Annotated in this window: 29 protein-coding genes and 1 pseudogene; 4 read left to right on the top strand and 26 right to left on the bottom strand. The window is 45.2% G+C overall.

Features of this window, described 5'->3' with window-relative positions:
* Positions 1-3: 3 nt before the first annotated feature.
* The 6 genes from MKX34_RS10410 to hemE all read right to left on the bottom strand — a co-directional run bounded on the left by MKX34_RS10410 (position 4) and on the right by hemE (position 6,470).
* Entirely contained in the window at positions 4-627 is a 624-nt protein-coding gene (locus MKX34_RS10410) for a fumarylacetoacetate hydrolase family protein (RefSeq protein ID WP_036689251.1), read from the bottom strand.
* A gap of 36 nt (positions 628-663) precedes the next feature.
* Entirely contained in the window at positions 664-1,398 is a 735-nt protein-coding gene (locus MKX34_RS10405; protein ID WP_254924574.1) for a glycerophosphodiester phosphodiesterase family protein, read from the bottom strand.
* A gap of 18 nt (positions 1,399-1,416) precedes the next feature.
* Positions 1,417-2,814 (bottom strand): CapA family protein, encoded by a 1,398-nt coding sequence (locus MKX34_RS10400; protein WP_076296410.1) that lies wholly within the window; start codon positions 2,812-2,814, stop codon positions 1,417-1,419.
* A gap of 162 nt (positions 2,815-2,976) precedes the next feature.
* On the bottom strand, positions 2,977-4,401 hold the full coding sequence (gene hemG / locus MKX34_RS10395; protein WP_076296411.1) for a protoporphyrinogen oxidase: 1,425 nt from the start codon (positions 4,399-4,401) through the stop codon (positions 2,977-2,979).
* Positions 4,398-5,354, bottom strand: a complete 957-nt coding sequence (gene hemH / locus MKX34_RS10390) for a ferrochelatase (RefSeq protein WP_076296412.1) — start codon at positions 5,352-5,354, stop codon at positions 4,398-4,400. Before hemH ends, hemG begins: the two co-directional genes overlap by 4 nt.
* Positions 5,355-5,408: 54 nt before the next feature.
* Positions 5,409-6,470: a uroporphyrinogen decarboxylase gene (gene hemE, locus MKX34_RS10385; RefSeq protein ID WP_076107462.1), complete on the bottom strand. Its 1,062-nt coding sequence runs from the start codon at positions 6,468-6,470 to the stop codon at positions 5,409-5,411.
* A gap of 231 nt (positions 6,471-6,701) precedes the next feature.
* Here hemE and MKX34_RS10380 point away from each other — a divergent pair, with 231 nt between their 5' ends.
* The gene (locus MKX34_RS10380) at positions 6,702-7,922 is read left to right on the top strand and encodes an MFS transporter (RefSeq protein WP_038569803.1); all 1,221 of its coding nucleotides are present in this window, start codon (positions 6,702-6,704) and stop codon (positions 7,920-7,922) included.
* 4 nt (positions 7,923-7,926) lie between these two features.
* Here the strand turns inward: MKX34_RS10380 and MKX34_RS10375 are convergent, their stop codons facing one another.
* A complete protein-coding gene (locus MKX34_RS10375; RefSeq protein ID WP_076296413.1) occupies positions 7,927-8,556 on the bottom strand; it encodes an O-methyltransferase in 630 nt (209 codons plus the stop codon).
* Between the two features lie 202 nt (positions 8,557-8,758).
* Between MKX34_RS10375 and MKX34_RS10370 the strand changes: the two genes are divergently transcribed.
* Both MKX34_RS10370 and MKX34_RS10365 read left to right on the top strand, forming a co-directional pair.
* A complete protein-coding gene (locus MKX34_RS10370; protein ID WP_036689227.1) occupies positions 8,759-9,898 on the top strand; it encodes a class I SAM-dependent RNA methyltransferase in 1,140 nt (379 codons plus the stop codon).
* 209 nt (positions 9,899-10,107) lie between these two features.
* Positions 10,108-12,147 (top strand): LTA synthase family protein, encoded by a 2,040-nt coding sequence (locus MKX34_RS10365; protein WP_076296414.1) that lies wholly within the window; start codon positions 10,108-10,110, stop codon positions 12,145-12,147.
* A gap of 293 nt (positions 12,148-12,440) precedes the next feature.
* Here MKX34_RS10365 and MKX34_RS10360 read toward each other — a convergent pair whose 3' ends face one another.
* The 11 genes from MKX34_RS10360 to MKX34_RS10310 all read right to left on the bottom strand — a co-directional run bounded on the left by MKX34_RS10360 (position 12,441) and on the right by MKX34_RS10310 (position 19,939).
* Positions 12,441-13,304, bottom strand: coding sequence for an IS3 family transposase (locus MKX34_RS10360; RefSeq protein ID WP_256717136.1), 864 nt, complete (start codon positions 13,302-13,304; stop codon positions 12,441-12,443).
* An 11-nt stretch (positions 13,305-13,315) separates the two neighbouring features.
* A complete protein-coding gene (locus tag MKX34_RS10355; RefSeq protein WP_036683594.1) occupies positions 13,316-13,633 on the bottom strand; it encodes a transposase in 318 nt (105 codons plus the stop codon).
* A gap of 417 nt (positions 13,634-14,050) precedes the next feature.
* Positions 14,051-14,290 (bottom strand): DUF1450 domain-containing protein, encoded by a 240-nt coding sequence (locus MKX34_RS10350; protein WP_036689224.1) that lies wholly within the window; start codon positions 14,288-14,290, stop codon positions 14,051-14,053.
* 41 nt (positions 14,291-14,331) lie between these two features.
* Positions 14,332-14,634 carry a heme biosynthesis protein HemY gene (locus tag MKX34_RS10345; protein ID WP_036689223.1) on the bottom strand — a complete coding sequence of 101 codons (303 nt, stop codon included), beginning with the start codon at positions 14,632-14,634 and terminating at the stop codon, positions 14,332-14,334.
* Positions 14,635-14,760: 126 nt separating this feature from the next.
* Positions 14,761-15,012, bottom strand: a complete 252-nt coding sequence (locus MKX34_RS10340; protein ID WP_036689222.1) for a hypothetical protein — start codon at positions 15,010-15,012, stop codon at positions 14,761-14,763.
* Between the two features lie 110 nt (positions 15,013-15,122).
* Positions 15,123-16,331 (bottom strand): M14 family metallopeptidase, encoded by a 1,209-nt coding sequence (locus tag MKX34_RS10335; protein ID WP_036689219.1) that lies wholly within the window; start codon positions 16,329-16,331, stop codon positions 15,123-15,125.
* A gap of 306 nt (positions 16,332-16,637) precedes the next feature.
* The gene (gene racE, locus MKX34_RS10330; protein ID WP_036689641.1) at positions 16,638-17,444 is read right to left on the bottom strand and encodes a glutamate racemase; all 807 of its coding nucleotides are present in this window, start codon (positions 17,442-17,444) and stop codon (positions 16,638-16,640) included.
* Positions 17,445-17,699: 255 nt separating this feature from the next.
* Positions 17,700-18,179: a YtxH domain-containing protein gene (locus MKX34_RS10325; protein ID WP_051491605.1), complete on the bottom strand. Its 480-nt coding sequence runs from the start codon at positions 18,177-18,179 to the stop codon at positions 17,700-17,702.
* A 100-nt stretch (positions 18,180-18,279) separates the two neighbouring features.
* Positions 18,280-18,945, bottom strand: a complete 666-nt coding sequence (locus MKX34_RS10320; protein ID WP_038569796.1) for a metalloregulator ArsR/SmtB family transcription factor — start codon at positions 18,943-18,945, stop codon at positions 18,280-18,282.
* Between the two features lie 58 nt (positions 18,946-19,003).
* Complete coding sequence (locus MKX34_RS10315; protein WP_076296108.1) at positions 19,004-19,444, bottom strand: HepT-like ribonuclease domain-containing protein; 441 nt, start codon at positions 19,442-19,444, stop codon at positions 19,004-19,006.
* 207 nt (positions 19,445-19,651) lie between these two features.
* A complete protein-coding gene (locus MKX34_RS10310; RefSeq protein ID WP_036689213.1) occupies positions 19,652-19,939 on the bottom strand; it encodes a Dabb family protein in 288 nt (95 codons plus the stop codon).
* Positions 19,940-20,426: 487 nt separating this feature from the next.
* Here MKX34_RS10310 and MKX34_RS10305 point away from each other — a divergent pair.
* Positions 20,427-20,609 (top strand): annotated as a pseudogene (locus MKX34_RS10305) (DUF4236 domain-containing protein); the annotation flags it as partial.
* Between the two features lie 223 nt (positions 20,610-20,832).
* Here MKX34_RS10305 and MKX34_RS10300 read toward each other — a convergent pair.
* From MKX34_RS10300 to MKX34_RS10265, 8 genes are all read right to left on the bottom strand, one after another.
* Positions 20,833-21,165 carry a YolD-like family protein gene (locus MKX34_RS10300; protein ID WP_076106558.1) on the bottom strand — a complete coding sequence of 111 codons (333 nt, stop codon included), beginning with the start codon at positions 21,163-21,165 and terminating at the stop codon, positions 20,833-20,835.
* An 11-nt stretch (positions 21,166-21,176) separates the two neighbouring features.
* Entirely contained in the window at positions 21,177-21,485 is a 309-nt protein-coding gene (locus tag MKX34_RS10295) for a hypothetical protein (RefSeq protein WP_076098419.1), read from the bottom strand.
* Between the two features lie 84 nt (positions 21,486-21,569).
* A complete protein-coding gene (locus MKX34_RS10290; RefSeq protein ID WP_076296106.1) occupies positions 21,570-21,785 on the bottom strand; it encodes a helix-turn-helix transcriptional regulator in 216 nt (71 codons plus the stop codon).
* 654 nt (positions 21,786-22,439) lie between these two features.
* Complete coding sequence (locus tag MKX34_RS10285; RefSeq protein ID WP_076296105.1) at positions 22,440-23,153, bottom strand: N-acetylmuramoyl-L-alanine amidase; 714 nt, start codon at positions 23,151-23,153, stop codon at positions 22,440-22,442.
* On the bottom strand, positions 23,153-23,419 hold the full coding sequence (locus tag MKX34_RS10280; RefSeq protein WP_036689199.1) for a phage holin family protein: 267 nt from the start codon (positions 23,417-23,419) through the stop codon (positions 23,153-23,155). Before MKX34_RS10280 ends, MKX34_RS10285 begins: the two co-directional genes overlap by 1 nt.
* A gap of 23 nt (positions 23,420-23,442) precedes the next feature.
* A complete protein-coding gene (locus MKX34_RS10275) occupies positions 23,443-23,664 on the bottom strand; it encodes a BhlA/UviB family holin-like peptide (RefSeq protein WP_051491604.1) in 222 nt (73 codons plus the stop codon).
* Positions 23,665-23,719: 55 nt separating this feature from the next.
* Positions 23,720-23,851 (bottom strand): XkdX family protein, encoded by a 132-nt coding sequence (locus MKX34_RS10270; RefSeq protein WP_081383790.1) that lies wholly within the window; start codon positions 23,849-23,851, stop codon positions 23,720-23,722.
* Positions 23,852-24,316 (bottom strand): XkdW family protein, encoded by a 465-nt coding sequence (locus tag MKX34_RS10265; protein WP_179089270.1) that lies wholly within the window; start codon positions 24,314-24,316, stop codon positions 23,852-23,854. It abuts the gene before it with no gap.
* Positions 24,317-24,338: the final 22 nt, after the last annotated feature.

The raw sequence follows: 24,338 nt of genomic DNA, 5'->3' as shown, positions 1-24,338 counted from the left end.
CTATTAACCGATCAGGCAAGTCCCCATCAGCTTGTCGCCCCAGTACAGCTCGAAAGCGTCTCCAGCTACAGTAGGACCCACGCCTGCCGGAGTACCTGTAAATATCACATCGTCTTTCCCTAACCCGTAGCGCTCGGCGATAAAATCAACAATTTTTTGAAGTGAAAAAATCATGTTTTTAACATTGCCGCGTTGTACTTCCACCCCATTTTTCACCACTGTAAAATCAGTTCCCTCCAGCTCTTCCTTATCTGGAAACGCTATGTAAGGGGTGAGTGGTGCGGCATTTTTAAAGCCTTTAGCTGGCGTCCATGGCAAACCTTTCTTCTGCAGATCATTATGCACATCACGCAGCGTGAAATCCAGTCCCAGTGCCATTACATCTACCAGATCCTCCACGCTCATGCCTGGTGTATAATCACGTGCAATACGCAGTACAAGTTCCCCTTCATAATGAATCTGACCCGCATCCTTTGGCAGCTTAATTACTGCTTTATCGAGGGAAACAGCCGCATGTGAGGGCTTCATGAAAATGAGCGGCTCCACTGGCACATTGTTACCCAATTCCTCCGCGTGTAGCTTGTAGTTGCGTCCAACACAATAAAGATTATTAACAGCAGCGCACATAAACAGTCAGCTCTCTTTCCCATCGATTTGGATTATTTATACCTTCAGAAAGGTGTCGCCCCATATATCCGGGCGGTTTGTACAGATCATTATATCAGAATGCATGTCGGCTAAGCGACGCATCTCTTTCGCTTTGTTCACAGTCCAAGCCATAATTTCCACCCCTCGCTCGGACAAAAGCTTGGCCAGTCTAGGATTCAGACGCGAGAAGCTAATCGAAAGTAAAGAGCAATCCAGTTCATGCAGCCTGCGTGCAGGATTGCCAAATCTGGAATCAAAGATCAATCCGGTGCGAAAACGGGGATCAATTTCCTTGACTTTTTTTAATGCTCCAGTATCAAAAGAGGTCAAGATCACGTCGTCCCGCATACCTTTTGCAGAAATAAGATCCGTCACCGTCTTCTCAATGCCAGGATACATATCTCCCACTGTTTTCAGTTCAATATTCAGACGCAATCTTCCGGAGGCTAGTGACAGCACCTCTTCCAAAGAAGGCACCCGCTCGCCCTGAAAAGAACGCCCTTTCCAGCTCCCCGCATCCAGACGCCGGATATATTCCCAGTCCATGTTCTTCACCTTGCCATGACCATTGGTCGTCCGGTCCAACGTATAATCATGAATGACAACAGGAACGCCGTCTTTGGAGAGCTGGACATCAATTTCCATCCAGTGCACATAGGGCATGGCAATCGCCATCCGAATGGCTGCCAATGTATTCTCTGGAGCTTTACCGGAAAACCCTCGATGGGCTACACACAAATTGTTCATCATAAGGACCTCCCAGGAACCCTATTTGGTAACTTGAGTGACTTTACCGTCGCTGCCGATCTTTACCCGTCCTGCGGATAGAGCTTCTACTCTTTTTAACAAAAGTTGTCCATCCACTGCGTTCATCGGCACAGGCTGTGCTAGCTCGGCTTTCATAGGCTTCAGCTTTAGGGAACATTGACCTTTTACACTACATTCCGCCTGAAAAACCGCAGTTTCCCAAGTGGCAGGCACTGTAGATCTCGTAAAAATAAAATTCCCGGTGCTGTAGGCAATCCATTTGCCCTTATATGGCTCCACGCCTTGTAGCACGTGTGGATGGCCGCCAATGACAAGATCGGCTCCTGCATCGATAAAGCTATGGCCCAGCGACTGTTGCGTTTTATCATATTGTTCTACCCGTTCTTTACCCCAATGGACAACTACGACCACCAAATCGGCTTTCTTTTTGGCTGCAGCAATAGCCTTCAGTCCTTCTGCACTATCGTATACGGAGGCAAGTCCCGGCTTATTTTTCCCTGCCATCCAATCCGACGCAGGAATCACCCGGGTGAATCCCAGCAAAGCGATCATAATGCCCTTACGTTCAAAATATTGCGCCGAATATGCTTCTTTACTGTTAAGCCCCGCACCCACATAAGGAATTCCTCTTTCAGCAAGGTGGTTAAGGGTATCCCGCAAGCCTTGCTCTCCTTGATCAAGCGTGTGATTATTCGCCATATTTACTGCGTCCACACCAGCTGACTTAAGCGCATCCAGAGCGAGTGGTGATCCTTTGAATACAAATTGCTTATTAGTGGCACTTACGCCCCCTGTGGTCACTGGAGTTTCCAGATTCAAGATCGTAAGATCATCTTTCTTGAACAGACCCTCCAATGCGGCATACGAATAATCATAACCTTTCTTCTCCAGCAGTTCTCCAGCTTTCCCGGAAAATATAACATCTCCACCAAAATTCAAAGTCACCGTCTTACCAGACGCGTCATCATCTGACGGCAGACCAGACACTGGATCATTATTTGCTGCTTCCGAGCTGTCCTCATCCTTCGCAGGGGTTGCTGTCGCTTCAGGAGCTTGTGTTTCAATGATCTCTTCGGGCTCCTCCTGCGGTGTAGGCGTTGGCTCTGGAGTTGCCGTAGGAGAAGGGCTTGGCGTCTCTGTAGCTTCAGGCGTTGCAACTGCAACCACCGGAGGTGCTGTCTGAGGCTGATCACTACTCTCCGGTATAGGCGTAGCTGTCGCTTCTGCAACCGGAGGCGGTGAGGCGCTTTTCTTGTCAGGGTCATTCGTAAAGCTATAAGTCAATAACACGGTAATCATCAGAAGAAGACCTGCATTGATCCAAGCCCAGGCCGTTCTGCGCTTGCGTTTGCTCTTATGTTTGTTCTTTTGTCTAGAACGCGATCGCGGCGGATACATGGTTTCTGTGATCTCCTCTACTCTCAAATTGTTTTTATTATAGCATATCTATCACAGCACCCTACAAATAAGAGAGTCGATAGAAATAGAAAATTTTACTAACTAAAGAAAAACAGTGAAGCGCCTCATGCTTCGCTTCACTGTTTTATTTAGTCATCGTACTCACATTTCATTCATTAGCTGTTTAGCAACGCTTTCCGCAATAAGCTTGGACTGCTTGATGCAATCCGGCATTGCTATGCCATTAAATCCGGCGCCAATGACATACACACCAGGAAGCGAAGCTGCTAATTCTTTGCGGAATTCGGTAATATTATCAAGATGTCCTATAGGATACTGCGGCATGGAATGCTCTAAGCGGGTGATTTCCGTAAATATTGGATTCGCAGTAATGCCCATGATCTCTCGCAAATCTTTAAGTACAAGCTCCGTCAAAGCCTCATCAGGCAGCTGAACATTCTGTTCATCATCAGAACGACCCACATAACAGCGTAAGAGCACCTTATCATCAGGAGCCGTATGCGGCCATTTCGTAGATGTCCATGTGCAGGCAGTAATATTTCGCCCTTCTTTACGAGGCACAAAAAAACCCGATCCATCATATTCGTTAACAATATCCTTTTTGTTAAAAGCCATGACTAGATTCGCTACTGAAACATAATCCACCGCTTCCAGCGCTGTAACATCCATATGGGGACGAAGTAAGTCAGCAGCCGAAAAATTAGGTGCAGTGATATATACATCATCCGCAAGCAACCGTTCACCATTCTCCAGCGCTACCTCATAACGAGAAGAGCTCCCCGCAGTCTGTATAGAAACTACGTTAGACTCCGTCCGTTGTTCTACATCATGCAGCTCATAAATCAGACTATGCACGAGACTTTGCAGCCCTTTGCGGAACGTGAGGAAGGTACTCTGTGTAGTACCTTCCTGTGCCTTTTTATTCTTTCGCCCTGTGCGCATTCCACGAATAAGGCTCCCATACTGCTGCTCTAATTCTCCAAATTGCGGAAATGTAGCTTGCAGGCTAATCTTTTGTATATCTCCGCCGTACATGCCAGAAAGGAGCGGCTCAGTTAAATTCTCCAGCACTTCAGATCCTAGACGTCGCGCAATAAGCTCACCAAGCGATTCGTCCTCATCATTACGCCGCGGAGGAAGAATAAAATCCATCATCGCACGTATTTTGCCCCCAAACGAAACTAACCCACTTGATAAAAAAGGTTTCAGTTCGGTAGGGATACCGAGTACAAGACCGGTTGGCAGAGGATTAAGCTTGTCCCGCTGCAAGATATATCGCTTCTTAGCAAGAGGGTTGGAGGATACCAGCTCGTGATCCAATTCCAATTCCTTAGCCAGCTCGCACATCTCCGCCCTTTCCGCTAGAAATGAATCTGGGCCCTTTTCAATCACAAAACCATCGCGATGTAAGGTTTCAATCTTTCCACCGAGGTTTTTCTCTTTCTCAAGCAAGACTATATCAGGCTTAATACCCGCTTCTTTATAAAATTTACGAATATAAAAGGCGGCGCTGAGTCCGCTCAGCCCTCCGCCTATGATAACAATTTTTCTTGTGGGGCCAATCATGATTGAGCGGCCTTCATCTGCTCCAGTCGTTTACGAATTACATCGCTCAATACAGACATATATGCGGGATCACTATTCAGTGAGTCAATCCGCATAAGACGCATATCAAGCTCCGAAGCTACGGCTGTTGCCTCAATATCAAGATCGTACAGTACCTCTAAATGATCGGATACGAATCCGATAGGGGCCACCAATACGTATTCCACCTGTTCTTTACTAAGCTGTTGCAGCGTGTCCAGAATATCCGGACCGAGCCACGGTTCAGCTGTGCGACCAGCACTTTGCCAAGTAAACTGCCAGTTGGTTACGCCTGCCTGAGCTGCAATTGCTTGCGAAGTTTCCAGCAGTTGATCCCGATATGGATCACCCATAGCCAGAATACGTTCTGGAAGACTATGAGCGCTGAATAATACGCGAATCTCATCACGGGTCGCGCCTGCTTCAATATATTGATCCAGCTTCGCCGACACTCTTTGGCTTAACACATCGATCAATTCAGGATGCATATGGTAACTCTCTACAAAACCCATGTCAATCTTGCATGCATCAGCCTTTTCCTGTGCACGCTTGATGTAGCTCCCCACACTCATACTGGAATAGTGTGGCGCCAAAACAATACCCACTGCTTGAGTAATGCCATCCTTCGCCATAGCCTCCACGCCGTCCTCAATAAAGGGACTGGCATGCTTCAAGCCTTGATAGCAGACAAATTCAACATCTGCTCCCGCTTTATCCGCATTTAATGCTGCTTGTAAAGCTTCTACTTGCCGGTCTGTATTCTCCCGCAGTGGGAATACCCCCCCGACAATTGCTTCATAACGGTCGGTTAACTCTTTAAGCTGCTCCGCTGATGGCGGATTCCCCCGTCTAATATGCGTGTAATAAGCCTTAACATCTTCTAGGCTCTTAGGAGTGCCATACGACATGACGAGAACACCTATTTTTACTGTCACGGATTCCGTCCCCTTTACAATTTAATAGCGTGGAACATATAAATTCTTATATTTTTACGAACGTTGCTTAGCCGTTTTTTGTAATACTTCCTGAGAATAAGTGTGAATATACTCCGTCAATTCTCTAAGTTTATCTAATGAAGCCTCCGGGAATAATCCATGGCCCAGATTGAAGATATAACCTGGCTCAAGCACACCTTCATCGATCAGTGCTTTCGCGCGTTCCTTCAAGAGGTCCATCGGAGCTGTAAGCAAATATGGATCAAGATTTCCTTGAATCGCAAATTTATTGCCTGTTCTGCGTCGGCCTTCAGTCAAGCTAACACGCCAATCCAGCCCGATTACGTCTGCTTGAAGCTTCGTAAGACTTGGCAGCAATTCTCCAGAGCTCACACCAGGAAAGTATATTTTCGGTACATCAAGATCAGATAATTCGGAAAAAATACGAGAAACCGTCGGCAGCACATACGTTTCAAAATCGCGTGGAGCAAGCGCACCAACCCAACTGTCGAACAATTGGAAGGCTTTGCCTCCACTCCGTACATGGCTTCGGAGGTAAGTGATAATCATATCGCCCAGCTTGTCCATCAGCATTTCCCAGACACGGGGTTCACTGTACATTAGCTCTTTCGTACGGATATACCCCTTGGAAGGTCTACCTTCGATCAAATAGCTGGCAATTGTAAACGGCGCGCCTGCAAAAGTAATCAAAGGAACGTCCAGTTCCTTATCCAAAATAGCAATCGTTTCCAAAATGTGGCTAAGATCACCCTCTACATCAATCGGTTTTAGTCTCTCCACATCAGCTGCACTACGGATCGGATTCTCAATTACTGGACCGATATCCTTAACGATATCGAATTTCACTCCGATTGAAGCAACTGGATTCATAATGTCGGAATACAAAATGGCCGCATCCACACCCAGCTTGCGAACGGGCATCATGGTTATTTCCGCTGCCAGCTCAGGCTGCTTGCAGATTTCAAGCAATGAATACTTTTCCTTGATTTTACGGTACTCGGGATCATAACGGCCGGCCTGCCGCATGTACCATACGGGAACGTGCTCCGTGTCCTGCTTTCTACAGGCGCGGATAAAAGTGTCATTGTAGGTCATGATAAGATCTCCATTATATTTTATTAGATTTTTTTAATCGGCATATCTACTATTATGCCCTTTTTAAAAGCTTGTAACAACTAATACGAAGAGTTTGGAATGACAATCCTATGACATTACTATGACATGTGTTGCACACATTAAGCTGCAAAAAATGATATACTGATAAAATGGCATTTTTTCCGTGAATCATATATTCTCTGAAATTCTTTGAAAGGATGTGAAAGCACTATGAAGAAATGGGAGACCTGGAAGGTCAACCTCTTAGTGCTTTGGTTCGGGCAATTTTTGGTGAATGCTGGAATGACAATGATTACACCCTTCCTGACCTTGTACCTTGCGAAGGATCTTGGTGTCCAGGGTGAACATGAAATTGGAATCTGGGCGGGACTTATTTTTGCCGCAAACTTCTTAACCTCTTTCATATTCCAGCCATTATGGGGCAAGCTTGCAGACAAGTATGGCCGTAAGATCATGTTGCTGCGTTCCAGCTTTGGGATGGCTATTGTCATGGTATTAATGGGCTTCGCACAATCCCCTTTACAGCTGCTCCTGCTCCGTCTCTTAAACGGTACAATCTCTGGCTTCAATCCCGCCTCCATCGCACTGGTGTCAGGTACTACCCCCAAAGAACGTATGGGCTTCTCCATGGGATTAATGCAATCAGGATCTGTAGCAGGAACAATTCTAGGGCCACTGATTGGTGGCTTACTTGCCGATTTAATCGGATTTCGGCCGATTTTTTATGTCGTTGGGGCCTTGCTCTTTATCGCCTCTCTCCTGGCATTATTTCTTGTTAAGGAAAAATTCGACCGCGCCGAAGCTGCACAGGAACCGCAGGTTTCTGTACTCGCAGGTTTGAAGGAATTAATCAAAATCCCTCAGCTGCCAGCTCTATTCGGTGTAACCTTTCTGCTGCAATTTGCAATGATTAGTCCTATGGCCTTGTTGCCACTTTATGTAGAAAAATTAAATGGACCCGCCGAGAATATAGCCTTCTTGGCCGGAATGGTCAGTGCCGTTACAGGGATCTCCAATATGCTGGCTTCTCCCTTGCTTGGTAAGCTAAGTGACAAAGTCGGCGCACATCGTATTCTGACCTATGCGTTAATTGGCGCTTCACTATTCCTAATTCCGCAGGCATTCGTAACTAGTGTCTGGCAGCTGATTATAGTCCGTTTCCTAATGGGAGTCTTCATGGGTGGACTGTTGCCCAGCGTTAATGCGCTTATCCGCTCCTATACCCCTGACGGAAAAGAAAGCCGCGCATTCGGCTTCAACAGCAGTACATTGGCGCTAGGCAATATGCTGGGAGCTATCTTGGGCGGCTTTCTATCAGGTTACATCGGAATTGAGGGGCTTTTCATTATATCCGGCTGCTTGCTGCTGGTTAATACGATTTGGGTTCGATTGAAGCTGTACAAAGTAACAACACCGCGGTTATTTCGCTAATCAGCTATTTCACCATCGCTAGCGCCAATCCATCATAGGCAGGCAGACATGTACTGATAAGACGTTCATCCGTGGCGATCATCTCATTGAAGTGGCGCACAGCCAGGATGGCAGGACCATTTCTATCTGTATTTAAGGTCCGTCCACGGAGAAAAATATTATCACCCGCAATGATCGCTCCTGGATTGGCCAGCTTGATGGCATATTCCAAGTAGTTAGTGTAGTTCAACTTATCTGCGTCAATGAAAAAGAAATCGAACCTAGCGCCCTCTGCTTCCAGTGCCTTCAGGCTGTCCATTGCGGGTCCTATTCTATACTCCGTAGTATCGCTGAAGCCTGCCAGCTCTAAATTACGTCGGGCAAGCTCGGCATAGTCGGCTCTCAGCTCTAGCGAAGTCAGTGTGCCACCTTCAGAGAAACCGCGGGACAAGCAAATTCCGCTGTAACCGCCAAGTGCGCCAATTTCCAAAATACGCTTAGAGCGAGACAGTCTAACTAGCATGGTGAGCAGTCTTCCGTACCCCGGCTCGACAGACACCGGCGGCATGCCTGCTTGGACGATTGCTTCTTTTACTTGAAGCAGAATTTCGTCCTCTGTATAAAGTTGTTCACTGTATTCTTCTTGCGTAAGCATAAAGATTCTCCTTTGAGGATCCCCCGTTTGCTCATAGTAAGGGATGACGGGGAACATTTTATGATTTATGGAATGCCGGGCATTGTGAAGTGTCCCACATTCCCCTATACTTGTATGGATGCTTTAAAGGACGACAATGTCGTCTCTTCTTATTGTACTGGCTTTTTGTATTTATCTACAAGTTAAACGGAGTTGAGAGTATTTGAGCAAATTACAATTAATCGCTACTGCCCCTATGGGTTTAGAAGCTGTGGTAGCGCGCGAATTAAACGAACTGGGTTATGAGACCAAGGTCGAGAACGGACGAGTATTATTCAGCGGTGATTACATCGATATCTGTCGCTGTAACTTGTGGCTGCGTACATCTGACCGCGTATTGGTTAAAATGGGCCAATTCCCTGCTAAAACCTTTGACGAGTTATTCGAAGGGGTTAAAGCTTTGCCTTGGGAAGACTGGATTCCAGAGAATGGAGAATTCCCGGTTGAAGGACGGTCCCATAAATCACAACTAACGAGTGTACCCGCTTGCCAAGGGATTGTCAAAAAAGCCATCGTCGAGAAGCTGAAGCTTTCGTATCATACAGACTGGTTCCCGGAGAACGGTCCTCGATATGTGATCGAAGTGATTTTATTAAATGACATCGCTTTGATCACATTAGATACCACAGGACCCGCACTTCACAAACGTGGTTACCGCAGACATGCAACAGAGGCTCCACTGAAGGAAACAATGGCTGCTGCACTAATCCAGCTTAGCCGCTGGAATGGCCATCGGCCGCTGTTCGATCCATGTTGTGGTTCGGGAACACTGTTAATTGAAGCCGCCATGATCGCTTGGAATATTGCACCAGGACTACGCCGCTCATTTCCATCTGAACATTGGCCAGTCATTCCGAAACATCTTTGGGAAGAGGCTCGCGAAGAAGCTTTCGATGCTGTGCGCGACGATTATCCTTTGCAATTAACGGGTACGGACATCGATCCAGAAGCAATTGAAATTGCTGAAGCCGCCGCCAAGAGTGCTGGACTGTCCGGAGAAATCACCTTCAAAGTGATGGCTGCCGCCAAAGCAAGACCTGAAGGAGAATATGGTTGTATCATCACCAACCCTCCGTATGGTGAACGGATCAGTAATGACAAAGAAGTGGAGAAGCTCACCCGCCAGTTTGGTGAAATGATGATATATCTGCCAACATGGTCATTTTTTGCGATTAGCCCTTACAAGGAATTCGAACAATTTTACGGTCGTAAGGCAGACAAACGCCGCAAACTGTATAACGGACGTATCGAGTGTCAATATTATCAATACTTGGGTCCACTTCCACCTAGAAATCCGAAATAATTAGGATCACCATTGGTTTGAATGCAGAACGGACATCTACCTCGTATCGTATGAGGAGGGTGTCCGTTTTTCTCCGAGTATAAGACAGTTTTAGTTTAGCACCCATCCTTTACGCTCTTATATTTCTAAGAGAAACGTTTGTCATCTAAAAAAGACAACAACGTTGTTTCTTCTCGTTTTGTTTATTTTCTGTGCTAGGAGGCTTCAAAATGTCAGATTTTCCATCGAATCGGAGCATTACAACTGTAACAGGTACAATAGCTACTGTGATTCGCTCCCGATATATCGGTTATCTCTTTTTTCTTGGCATCATGCTGGCCAAGTTATTATTTCTGCATAGTGGGCTGCATGCTCCCAATATAGATATGAACCGGCAGGACAAATGGATTGCTGTAGGTTCAGTCATGTTATTGTCTTTTTGGACCCTGTGGCTTCCCCGCCGGGGACAGACGATAACGTTGTTAAGTATAAACTTGCTTCTGACGCTGCTTATTTATTCGGATATCGTCTACTATCGTTACTTTAAGGATTTTATCACGGTACCCGTATTGTTTCAGGCTGGACAGATGGATGCGCTTGGTGGAAGTATCTTCGCCCTACTGCGTCCTTCAGATCTTTATTTGTTCGCTGACTGGCTATTTCTTATTGCATACGGAATCGGCGTAGAATTATACCGCCGCAAATCCCATACATACTTGTCTAATGCCGTCCCTCGCCGTTATGGGCAATCTCACTCTTATTCTCAAACCGGTTATTCCCGCCGCTCTTCACGCCTAAGCAGGACGCTAAAAAGAAGCGTGAATGGGATCGTTGCTCTGGTGCTAGGTTGCGTGCTGACCTTTGGCCCTATCCACACCTACGCGACTACCTGGGCTAAAGATCTATTCACTGGCAACTGGTGGAGTCTCGCCATGTATAACGTAACCGGACTAATCGGTTTTCACGGTTATGATATTTACTTATATGCTAAAGATCATCTAGGTCCGCAGTCCGAGCTTTCACAAGAAGAAGCCACCTCGATGCAGCTCTGGTTCAATGAACAAAACACTGAGCAAAGTGCCAATAATGACAGCTTTGGAAAATACAGCGGAAGCAACATTGTTGTTATTCAAGCTGAAGCTTTTATGAACTTTGTAGTTGGACGCTCAATATCCGGCCAGGAGATCACACCTAATCTGAACGCTCTAATCAAAGAAAACACCTATTTCAGCAATTACTACCATCAGACCTCACAAGGCCGAACTTCCGATGCGGATTTCACGTCCAACGCTTCCCTGTACCCGCTGGTCTCCGGCTCGGTATTTGTCCGTTACCCGGATCATCAGTTTGACACGCTGCCTGCTATTTTGAAATCAAAGGGCTACAGTACCAATGCTTTTCATGCGTACGAAGGTAGCTTCTGGAATCGGCAGATTATGTATAACGCGATGGGTTATGACCATTTTTATAACAAAAAAGACTATACAATAGACGAACCTCTAGGCTGGTCTCTGGGTGACAAATCCTTTTTACGGCAATCCCTCGATATTATGAACACTTCAGAAACGATACAGCAGCCTTTTTATTCATTTTTGACTACACTATCCAGCCATCATCCTTATTCTCTCCCTGCAGATAAACAAGGGCTTGATACTGGAGAGTTCAAGGGCACGATCTTCGGAGATTATTTGCAGGCTGTTCACTATACGGATGAAGCTTTAGGGGAAATGGTCAAAGAGATGAAGCAGCGTGGGCTGTGGGATAATACCATTGTTGCTTTCTATGGAGATCATGATAATTCGATCCAGGAGATCGCTTATTACGAACAATTTCTCGGCAAAAGCCTTAGCGCACTCGATATGCAGCAAATAATGCATCAGGTTCCCTTGCTCATTCATCTGCCAGGCTTTAACGCCTCTGTCCTAGATTCAGCTCCAGCTGGTCAGTTGGATCTTACACCTTCCTTGCTCCATTTGCTCGGGATCTCACGTGATCCTTATTATCTCATGGGCAATAATCTGTTTAGCGGGCATGAGCGTCTTGTAACGCTGCGATCCGGCGCCTATGCCGATGCAAAGCTGTCTTATCTCCCCAGCGAGAATGGGCAATTTGCCAGCGGAACCTGTTATAGCCTCGAAAGCCGCGAAGCCGTGGACGTAGGGGAGTGCAGCATCGGGTATGAGACCAGCAAGCTCCGCCTACAGATCTCCGACGATATCATGAAATATGATGGAATCAAAAAGCTTAAGAATACACAATCTGCACCTTAAGCTTATATCCCGGTAAATGAAGAGACTGTCCACAAAACTATCGAAAAGGGCTGCTGCGACATCCTCTCTATGTTGGACATTCACTCCTGATCGTTGTTGGAAGCACGTTGGGTTTTCCGACTTAGATACGCGAAGTATCTCACTAACGGACACAGCTGACCTTAAACCCAGCAATATCCGAGGTTTGGAATGCTAACGGACTCCAGAGCAGCTATTAGCCTGAAAAACGCCGATATGAGCCTCTTTTCTGAGGAATAGCGTCCATGGTGGACCTCTGTCAAGAAAGTGGACAGTCACGCAACAGACATTCTAGTCAATTGCTCAGCAAAACGAACTGGAGAAAGATACCCCAGCGCGCCATGCATTCGCTTGCGGTTATAATAAAACTCAATATATTGAAAAAGTGTCTGGTAGGCTTGCTCCTTAGTTTTGAATCGTGGATTACAATAAATGAGCTCCTTTTTCAAAATGCTGTGCCACGACTCGATACAGGCGTTATCATAACAGTTACCTCTGCGGCTCATGCTGGACTCCATGCCATACGCTTTCAACTGCTTCGTGTATTCATGAGAAGTATATTGAGAACCTCTATCGGAGTGATGTAATAGACCCTTTTCCGGTTGCTTAGCTTCGTAAGCATCTTGTAAGGCGCCCGAAATCAAGCTAGTTTCCATATGGTTCTCCAAGCGCCACCCCACGATTTCACGCGTGCAAAGGTCCATCACACTAGCCAGGTACAAGCGCCCTCCCCGGCAAGGAATGTATGTAATGTCGGTAACCCATACTGAATTGGGTTTGAGTATTTTAAATTGCTGGTTCAGCGTATTTGGGGCAATCGGATGGTCATGATTGGAGTCGGTGGTCTGTACGCGATACGTTTTGGAGACAATGGAGCGAAGCTTCATATGTCGCATGTACACACTCACCGTGCGTTCGGTAACGGTATAACCTTCTTGATGCAACAGGCGAGTGATCTTCGGACTCCCATACCGCTTTTGATGGTCTGCAAAATGATACTGAATTCGCTTCATTATCGCAGCCTTACGAAGCATATGCGTACTGTTTTTTTCTGTCCGCCACTTGTAGTACCCGCTCCGTGACACATGTAGGGTCATGCACATCTTCTCCAAGAGAAACTCGGAGCGATGTTTTTCAATAAACTGGAATCTCAGTTCCTTGGTTTGCTGAAGATGTGCACTGCTTTTTTTACGATCGCTAATTCCTCTTCCACATCAGCAATCTTGTTATCTTTTTCTTGAAGTTGACGGCTCATTTCTTTCAACTGTGCCTCGAGTTCCCGTACTCGATCCACGCTAGCTGCCGGTTCATTCTTTAGTTCTCGATACTGACTCATCCATTGATGCAGGGTACTTTTTGGGATGTTGAGCTCTTCCGCCAAGTCGCCCACTGTCTTTGTTTGCTCTTGAATGAACTGCACTGTCTGTTTTTTAAATTCTTCGTTATACCGTTGTCGATGTTCTCCCATGTGAACACACCTCCGTGGACTCATTATCGCCAGTCTGTTAACTACTGTCCACTTTTTATTCTAGCTTCATGGGGTCCGAAATCTTGCATTAACAGCTAAAAACACGCAAATAACGTCATCTGAGTCCGTAACCCTTGTAGGATGAGGAGATCGTGGGATGGTGGAATGATAGGATGATGGGATGAGGAGATGATGGTGGGTCGATGAGATGGTGAGATGATGGGACGATGGGTCGATGAGATGAGGAGACGGAGAAATGATGGGATGATGTACACGATTGAAGTAAGCCACCAATGACCAGAAAACACAGAGCAGCGATCCTCCAAATAACAGGAGAATCGCTGCTCTGTTTACTTTTACTTATTCTGAGAATGAAGAGGGATCGACCCTATTATCTTAGTTGATAAGAACTCAGTATTATTTCTGAACGGAGGGCTGTTTGATAAAAGCTTCTGCTTTCTTCAACACTTCATCCTCCGTTGGAGCACTCACATAACGACCATTCACATAAACAAAAGCCCGTTTGCCACATGGACCGCAGTACGACTTGCAGCCGACCTTGATCTCGGCATCAGGTGCCATTTTTTGCAGCTTAGGGATAATACTTTTCAACTTCATGAAATTACATTCATCGCACACTTGTATTTCGTTAGCCATGGAGCAACCCTTCTTTGTGTTCGAAATTTACAGGCGAGTGTTTAGTGATCGCCGTGATTACCTTTAGAGGGATTCGTAATGACAAAACCTTCTTGTGGAAGATACAAATAATCAACGACCACGCCATCAAGGAGTGGTTGACTCGGATCAAGAATAACATCGATTTCCTTATCTGTCGACACTACAACATCGTTCTCTTTAGGCGTGTCCAAGTCCAGTCCGTAGTGAGCATGATCACCGTGTGCATGTGTAATTGCTACGCGCAGCTTCAACTCGCTGTTTCCTTCAAGCTCCATTTGTTTCTTTATCACTTTAGCCGCATTGCGGGTAATTTTGACCTTCATCTATATTCCATCTCCTAGTCCGAAAATTAAATACTCAATTACTTATTTTAAAGGTAAATGACATCTAAAAGCAACTATATTAGCTAATTAGCTCTGAAGTTCTTGTCGAAAATGTGTGGTGCGATCCTATTCACCCTGCTGAAGTGTAGGATATTTCCGCCCCATTCGTGACACGAACCAGCCCATTAGCAGCATGGTCACTCCAATATCATCGATCGGAATAAATGGCATGAAGTCCGGCAAGACCCAATAGAGCAGTACTGGAATTGTAAATAACAGCTTGTCCCCCATTGCTACTTTAGGGGAGCGGATGTATTGCCAGGAGCTACTGAAGATATGGGACCATTGTTTTAGTGACAGTATTTTTTTCAGTTTCATGGTGACCCTCCTCCCAAGTAAAAAGGATACAGCCGCGGATAACGTGTAGTGACGACAGCGGCCATACCCCATGTTTTATTTTACGCAAGTTTACTGCAAATGTTTCATAATTATTTCACATTAGAAAGGAGCGTTGCCAATATAAGTCCTGTTTCCAAGGCCATATCTTCAAAATCTGCTAGTGGCAGCGGATTTTTGCCGATCCCCAGCTCCACCGTAAATCCAGGTTTGCGGAAGGTCTGAATAAACCAATCCTTATATCCGGCATCACTTCCAGTCAGCTCCACTGCCCGGTAACTGCTCGCAACTGCCAGCTGCGCGGCTAATTCACGGCTCTCGGGAGGTTCATACCCCCGGTAGTTCCAATAAATCTCTCCTCCTTGGCTATGCAGAGACACTGCAGCTTCGCCAGGCGCTGCCTCAGCCAGGGCAGCCAGAGCGGCTGCTTCTGGCTCACTCAGCGGCTCAGGGCCGCTGTAATCCCGCGGTGAGGGCAGCCTTACTCCCCGACGTTCCCGCTCCTCTTCCCAATGAGCGGGAAATTGATCCCCAAGATCCACACCGCGGATGTTAGCTTTCCAATGCCGGAAGCTGCTTCGTCCACCATTCCATTTCATGAGGTCATCATAAAACGGATGGTCTGGCAAAACCCCTTCCTGAACCAGCTCCACGCCATCTGGATTAGCCATAGGCACGACCCATAATGTCCAGTTTTGGAACCAAACCTCAGGACTGTGTCCATTCCATTCCAAGCCTTCAGCATAAGCTGTTGCATACTCCTCTATGAAGGACATCAAGCATGGCGAAGTCAGCCATTCATTGGCATGCAAAGCGGCGTTAACATGCAGATGACGAGTGCCATTCCCGATCTTGAGTACATGGAGCGGCTTGCCGAGCACGCTCGTGCCTATTGTGGCTGCTTGTATAAACGGGTATTGGACAAGCAAGCTGTCAATGTCGCTCTCAACCTCAGCCGGACCGTACTCCCCGCGCAGAAACACCACGCGGTCTGGAATTGGGGGTGGAATGACAAGTATTTTTCCAGGTGTACAGCAGCGCCCTGAGGTCACACCAGGATTAAGCTTCTCCAAATCCTCTAAATTCACCTTAAATAATGAGGTTATCCGTTCTGGAGTGTCCCCTTCCTGCACAGCATACCTTTTACGCGGCGAAGATGGCAGAAATAAAACCTGACCTGGGTATAAATAAGATTGTCTCCCAACCCATGGATTACCTTGAATAACATGCTCAGGAGTTAATCCATGTAGAGCGGCAATTCGGCTTACGGTATCTCCCCTGTTTGCAATATATTGTCGCATTAGGTCTCATCCTCTCGGCCTTAAATTGCTGATACAGCAATACAAAAACAGCGGCATACAGCACTTAACTCTATTGTATGCAAGCGCCACTACCCGGCATGAAGGAGAAATGAATCACAAGAAAAAACAACGTCATCGCCCTTTATAGATGGCAACCGTTTCTCATGAAAAATAAGGATATTACAGTTCCGCAGCATATAAGTGCTTATATTTCAAAAAAACAGACTGGGAAATGTGCTTTCCCAGTCTGTTTTTCTTTTACACTCCCATGGAGTTTGTCCCTATTCAATTCAACATTGCTCCTGCTTATAACGTGGATACTTGCCACACTACTGGGGTGCGTCTAATTTGTTCTCCAAGCCAGTCTCGCGCGATGCTTTGAAACATCTCAGCATCACCGCTGCAGAAAAACTGGTGAATTGGACTTTCATCCCCGATGGACAGCTTGCCTTTATCATATAAAATTGTGCTGATCTCACGAGCGGTCTCATCTGCAGAACTGATCAGCTTGACTCCCGATCCCATAGTCTCACCAATGGGTTCTACAAGAAATGGATAATGAGTGCATCCTAAAATTAAAGTATCGATGTTAGTGTCTTTAATGCCTTCTAGTGCCTCTTCTACGATATCGTAACTTTTCTCTGAGCGGAACTTGCCTTGCTCGACGAGTGGGACAAGCGCTGGACAGGCTTGACTTACAACCTCAACAAAAGGGGACAACTGCTTTAATGCGTTAGTATAAGCACCGCTGTTGATGGTTCCTACCGTACCGATCACGCCGACATGTCCGCTTTTGGTTGCGCTAATTGCTGCGCGGGCTCCGGGATGAATCACCCCAATTACAGGGATGGAGACCTTAGCTGAGATATAATCGAGTGCCGCAGCTGTTGCGGTATTACAAGCGATAACGATCATTTTAGGATTAAACTGGATCAAATAATCTACAATTTGTTCAGTAAACAGTTGTACTTCCTCGGTCGAACGGGGTCCGTACGGAGCTCGGGCAGTATCTCCGAAATAAATGATCTTCTCCCGCGGGAGTTGCCTCATCACTTCTTTGACAACTGTTAACCCTCCCACACCTGAGTCTAATATTGCTATAGCTTGCTGCACGAACACACCGCTTCCTTCTACTTGTTTTGTGTAGCTTATGTAAGGTGAAAACAAAATGTACCTGGCTTTCAGCCCCAATTGCAGATATTACTCCTTTTGCCCTCTGAGTTCAAGACTAGTCTTCTTCCATCATTTAACAAGCGGGTGCAAACTAATTAAAAAAGCCACCCTCCGCCCAATGCGAAAAAGCGGCTCTATTATAAGAGAATGAGTACTCTTTTACCACTGAAACAGAGGATTTAAACCACGGTTCCATTATAGAATTTCTTTATTAACCTTGTCATCTTGAACGACTTCTTCAAAGCTGGCTTCTTCACTTACATCTTCACTTATAGTGGCCTCAACCAACTCAGTTTCCACTTCCAAAGTGGCAGCAGCCTCTTCAACAGCTTCTACAGCGTCAACTGCTTCTACAGCTTCTTCTGTAGCGATGCCGCTGACAGTTACTGTAATTTTTTCTTCTTCATCAACAGCATTCGCACATGATTTGCTCCATTCCCGAACTTCATGTACTACATGCCCAATCGAATCTTTTGCCTTGTCATAAATCTCAATGCTCTTATCTCCCGCTTGAACGGCAAGTTCTTGAACCTTTTCAATACCAGCGGTAGTTCCTTCTGCAATATCCTTGCGCAGCTCTTTACCTGGTTTAGGCGCGAACAGCAATGCTGTCACCGATCCAACCACACTGCCGACTAAAGCGCCCCATAATAAACCTTTGGTGTCCTTTTTCATCGTTTCATCTCTCCTTTAAATTCATTGCTCCCCGCTCTACCGGGCTAATGCCTATATCTGCTATATCATAAGCAGCAGGGGATTGTCTTGTGACTAATTATTATAACTTTTCAGAAGTTTTGTCTGTAACATTTTTGGGTACGATAGCGTAGCGGCAGCAATGGCCGCCCTCTGCCATACATTCATTACGTGTTACCTTAGCATCCAGCAGTTCTTCGAAAAGACTATGCTCACATTGGCAAGCCTTACGATACTGGGTAGCCACTTGGCGAATCGGGCAATTGTACTCCCTTATGACATATGAGCCATCCTCTTCGCGGTTCCATTCTGCCATATATCCACCGGCATTTTGGATGGAAGATAATTCGGCGACGCGTTCTTCCAAATTGCGCCGTTCCATCATCGGAGCATACTGAGCGAGCATCCGGCGGCGGCGGCCTTCAAATAATGTATTAACAGCATCCAGTCCACTGCCGTAATCCAATTCACGCAGAAGCTCCAAAGCCAAGTTGTGATAACTTTTCGGAAAATATTCTTCGGCTCTCTCCGTTAATGAGTACATATGTAAAGGCCGCCCCATCGCTTGCCGGACCACTTTTGTCTTTGCAAGCCCTTCTTGCTCCAGCTGAAGCACATGACGACGGACACCCATCTCTGTAATTCCCAATTCTTCTGCCAGCGCGCCGATGGTCAGTGTTCCTTTCGTCTTCAGGAGCGTCATAATCATTTGTCTTGTCGATCCGTTTTCCTGCCCCATCTTCATCATAAAGGAACCCCTCTCTTTCACGGCTATCGCCTATTCTATGTGATTCTATCCTATGTTATTATAGCGGTACGCTGGCTCCAAGCTCCTGGTCCAAATATTTCCATACCTCAACGGCAAACTGCTCAAGCACTTCGGAAAGAATGGGGGTAAGTGGATGCAGATCACCTCTCTCCCAGGCATAATAATCCTGAACGAGTGGCTTACGCAGAGCAACTAATTCTATCAATCTTTCATAAATCTCACTTTGACCTAGCACTTTCTCTTCATGAATAATAGAAATTATATCCTCATAACTTCCAGCATCACGCATAATAAACCCGTCAATGAGACAGCTACCAACGTCTGTTACAACCTCTATTGCCAGATGGAGGCAGCGTTCTTGTATTAGTCCGGTTAATGTTGTACCCTCCCAGGAAGCTGCTACAGTCCGAAGACCAGCGGTAATATCAGGGATTTGAGCAAGAATGGTTTCGATTTGATTGCGGTTGACATAATACACAGCAATACCCCCATGTCGATAATAGTTAGAGAATCGTCCTAATCTCTACTTACCGCGTTTGCCACGGCGTTTCAGCCAGAAGAACATTACGAAACATGCTCCGAGAAAAACGACTAAATAAGTTAACGCTTCCATTGGATACTCAAGCTCACGCATTCCTGTCACCGCTTCCGGTATAAAATGATGATACTATATTCAAGCAGCAGCTTAAATTTCGTAATCTACAGCAATTGAGAGCTCTTTGACTTCATTAATGTGAGCAATAACTTCTTTATGAGCCGGATGAACCTGATACGCCTGTAAATCCTCTAGAGAAGCCACTTCTGTGACTAGAGCAATATCAAAGGAACGATCGGAATGAATGATGTCAGCACCCACCTCGATGGAGAGAAGCTGCGGAATCTTGCCTTCCATATTACGCAATACCGCTACCGTTGCCGCTACGCTTTCTTCGGACCGATCTTTTAATTTGAAAAACACAATATGTTTGATCATTCTATATCGCTCCCTAATGTAATATTGTAATTAGATATTAAAAATATATCATAAGCGTAGCTGTTCTGAAAGAAACTTAAACAGTGTTGTCAGAAATAGCAGCATTAACCATTGCCGATATACCAGAAAGTGTTGTAGTATATTTTTAAAAAATCGGAGGAATTACTTCCTACCCCTTTCAAGACTTACGAGAACTTTTTTTCGCCTTTAACATCGGTATATATAATGACATCTGAGAATTATTCCTTTTAGTATCTTTTCTATCCTTTTCCGATTCCGTTATTTTTTACGTTACTTTTTTTATGAAAACAAATATTATCCCGTCGATTAAAAATGGTCGATGGGATTTTTATTAGTTATGGAAGTCGGCTTAAATAGACTTGTCCCCTTTATTTTTATACAAACCACTAATAAATGATAACTTATATATCATCATTCAATAATATATTATACACTAGGAATAAATTTCCTTGTTGGAGTGATTAATATGGGATCGTTCAGATTTAGAAAGTCTATAAATCTTGGTGGCGGAGTGAAGTTGAATGTAGGTAAAAAAGGCGTTGGGATCAGCGCCGGTGTAAAAGGTGCGCGAGTTAGTGCCGGTCCTAGTGGGAAAAGGGCTACAGTATCCCTTCCTGGAACCGGGCTTTCATACTCTAAAAAAATTGGTGGAGGGAAATCGTCACATTCTAGTCGTAGTAACCCGACACTAAATGTGGATGAAATGACACCAAAACAAATTGAAAATCGAAAAAAGAATCTTACTATATTTAAGTTTATAGGTATTGCCTTTGCCGTATTGATTTTGATTCTTATCATCTTTACATAGAACATAGCTAAACCCCACCTTTTGAATGGCGGGGTTTTTAAATTCGTAAGCGCTTGGGAATTTACTATGTATTCGCACCTACAACATCCTCTATTTTAATCCAATCCCAATCATCATCATGACGAAACTTTATCTGACCCAGCTGACGGTCAACCCTCATAACTATACCGTGAATTGATTTGTCCTCAATCGGATCAAACAACGCTAGTGTGATTGGGCTATGATCCTCCATTGATTGAGTTATTGTTTGTTGGATCTCTTCTATCGCTTGAGGATCTAGCTCAGGCTTGCTACGAACCTCTTCTTGCCGCGAATCAGAAAGAATACGCTGCTTGTGCTCAGGCATAATCATTCGACTTCCCTCCCATAGTCCATTAGCTTCTAATTTTCCAGCCATCCCAAATCCTCCTAGTACTTAGTCCAATATTCGATGTTTCCGCCATCCATGCCCCACTGTATCTCATTGGTCACTGTCCCAAGCCTTTTAAAACGAGAATCTGGGCGTTCCCAGCCTTCAATTATGATTGCTGTCTCAGGCGGTGTGTTTGGATTCCACTCGATATAGTTTTCTTGTATCAATTCAAGTAAAGCCGCTTTAATTGGTACTGGCATACGTCCACTTAGACGTTCCAGTTCAGGCAGACTCGGCATATGAGCATGATGATTCGCTGAGTGAGTCATGATCATGAGCAGTTTCCGTGCTGTGTCACTGAGCATTGCTTCCCCTCCAAAACAAGAACATTTGTTTGTATTATAACCAAACATACGTTCTTAAATCAATGTAAAAAAAAGGAGCCACGGTTATTCTCCGGGTTCCTCCACGTATTCAATCAATTGATCGATGTGTTTTAACTTGAAGTATGTCATAAGCGTTTCTAAGTGTTCAGGCGGCCAATGTTTCGCTGTGTTTTTCTCCATATCACTAAGAGTGTTCCAGCGTATACCAGTTGCTTCGCTTAATTGACGTACACTCATATCTTCTATTTCTCTTAGTTGTTTAATTTTCAATCTCAGCATTATTTCTCACCTCAACTAGAATATACACTATCACGATATATAGTTCAACGTTTTTCGTTGACATTCAACGAATTTCGTTGTATAATAAAGATATAAAGGAGGTGAACAAAGCACATGAAAGATTGGGTTACGCTCCTTACAGCAATCATTCAACTCATTACCGCAACGCTGCTGCTAAAGGACAAAAAGAAAGGAACCAAAAAACGCCGCGGACCACGCAAACGTAAATAGGTTCCCGGAGAGTAAGGGTTGCACCCCTTGCTCTCCACCCAATCATAACATAAACGGTTTGAACGATACAATTAGCCGGCGGGCATACACAGGAGGAAAACGGAAATGGCAAGATTAACTATAGTTCTCTGGAGTTTTGGTGGATCAAATGAAATTTGGGTGACTGAGGATGAGCTGTTTGATCTTGAACAGTCACCTTCAGTTTCGAAGATTTTCTTTAAGTAACGGGGGGCTGCGGCCCCTCTAAAGGAGGAATAAATTATGTTGAACGTGATTACCTGGATAGTAATTGTGGCTGCATTGGTCCTCTCGATTGCAGCACTAATTAAAGCCAGTGGACGCCGTTAATCTTTATAATAAAAAAAGCCCCACTGACCTTATGTAGGTTAGTGAGGCTTTTTCATATCTCTAATCGTTAGATATTTACTTTTTGGTAGTGATAGTAGCCGTTTTAGTTTCGTTATCAAAAGATACTACTGCACCCAACGCCTTGCCGATGGCTGCCAATGGTACGTAAGTACGCCCCTCAATCAGAAAACTACCTTCATTCAGTTTTTCCCCATTTACTACAGTGCTAGCCTTATCTACTCTCACGTCTTCCGCCTCCTTAGTTTTTAGAGCAGTATACAACCGACTCCATGGAAATTTCGCACCGGGACAATAAGGCTTTCTCACCGGATCAATTTGAAAATGACCTATCACATGTTTCTCGTCCAAGATGATAGCTTTTCCATAGAGCCTTTTTACTTCATCACTAATAAATTTATGTAGCCATACGGAGGCAGCAAACTGTGCCTCTGTCAAACTACCATCCATACCCTCATGCTCGATACTGATAGTGTACTTATTAGGATTCGTTGGTGATTGTTCCTTGACGATTGCCGCCTTGGCTTTGGGAATTGAATCGACTGTGATTCCGTTACACCAAGCCATTTTTGTTATATCAACGTATTGATGGATCTCCCCCAATTTAGAAACGCCAAAATGAGCGCTACTAACTAAATTACCAGAAGATTGAAACCAACTATCCATAGAACTCATCGTACCGCCGCTTATATGATTTACAATAGCAATCGGTATATGACCACCTCGACCGCTACAATTTGTGTGCTTATTTCCCTTCTGAAAGATTTGCATTACTCATCAACCCCCTTTTTTGCCTGCTTAAGCAACTGATTACCATATACAGCCACAGCTCCGCACAAGATGCCTTGTACAAAACTATCTACATTAAAGCCAAGAGTAAGACATACAATGATGATCGCGGCCAATGTAACCAGATAAATGATTGTCCAATCTGGTACTCTCGGAGTTTGTTTTAAGCAAAAGCCAATCACCCAACATACAGCAACAATAAGTAATAATTCCGGTTTAATAAAATTCGCAACTACATTCCATTCCATATAAATTCATCCTCTCAATAATATTAATTTCTGTGTGGAAATCGCTCTTTCATTTCACGCAGCTCCACGATGATTACATCGTATTTTTCAGAAAACTTACCTAGTAGATCCTGCAATCGTCCTTCCCTCTCTTTATTCGCGCGCATTACGTAGATCAGCAGCCAAACGAATAACACCGCGAATGGACCTTGCGTTAAAAAATATTTAAGTACATCCATTTCTGTCACGATTGCCCCTCCCCCCATCTATCTCCCCAAAATGAAAGCCCCCGGAGATCCGAGGGCAAAATAAAAACGCCTACTATTCGGCGTTGGTTGTAATCTCTTCTGCTTGTTTAGCTGTTATCTTTTTGGCGGTAACAAATACCTGTAACTGCTCCCCCGTATACAACCCTGCGTCAAAGTATCGCTTAACCAGTGCGTACCAGTTCATTTATAGCACACCTCCTTCCACGAGGCTCAGCAGTAAGGCAGCCTGATCTTGTTCAGCTTGATCTTGCCTAGCCTGCGTCTGCACTAGCTCCAGTAATAAAGCTGCATTGTCGGCGCGTAGTTGCTCGGTTTCCGTCAGCTCTGGCGGCTTATTAGCTTCGGCTTTCAGGTAGGCTGTCCAAGCTGCTTGAAGTTCGGCCTCTGTGGGCTGCGGATCGTCCAGATTCCACATCGCAATATGTGGACCTCTCTCAACTAGGTCGTAATCCTCGCCCTCGGTAAGTAGATTGTAGTCGATGCCGTAACAGTAGTGTACTCCCTCTATGGGTTCTTCGCCTTTTTCTGGCGGCTTGATCTCGTAGAGAACACGTCCCTTTTCTTCTGCCCCCGCACGTAATACAGGTTCTGGGCCGTTGTCCTGAACCATGAAATCCCGCATTGGGTCTACGTCCGGGTATAGGTGCATGATTACTGATGCTATATTCATT

The organism is Paenibacillus sp. FSL R5-0636, assembly GCF_037974255.1.
Lineage (GTDB): Bacteria > Bacillota > Bacilli > Paenibacillales > Paenibacillaceae > Paenibacillus_AQ > Paenibacillus_AQ odorifer.
This window is presented reverse-complemented; position numbering and strand designations above follow the sequence as displayed.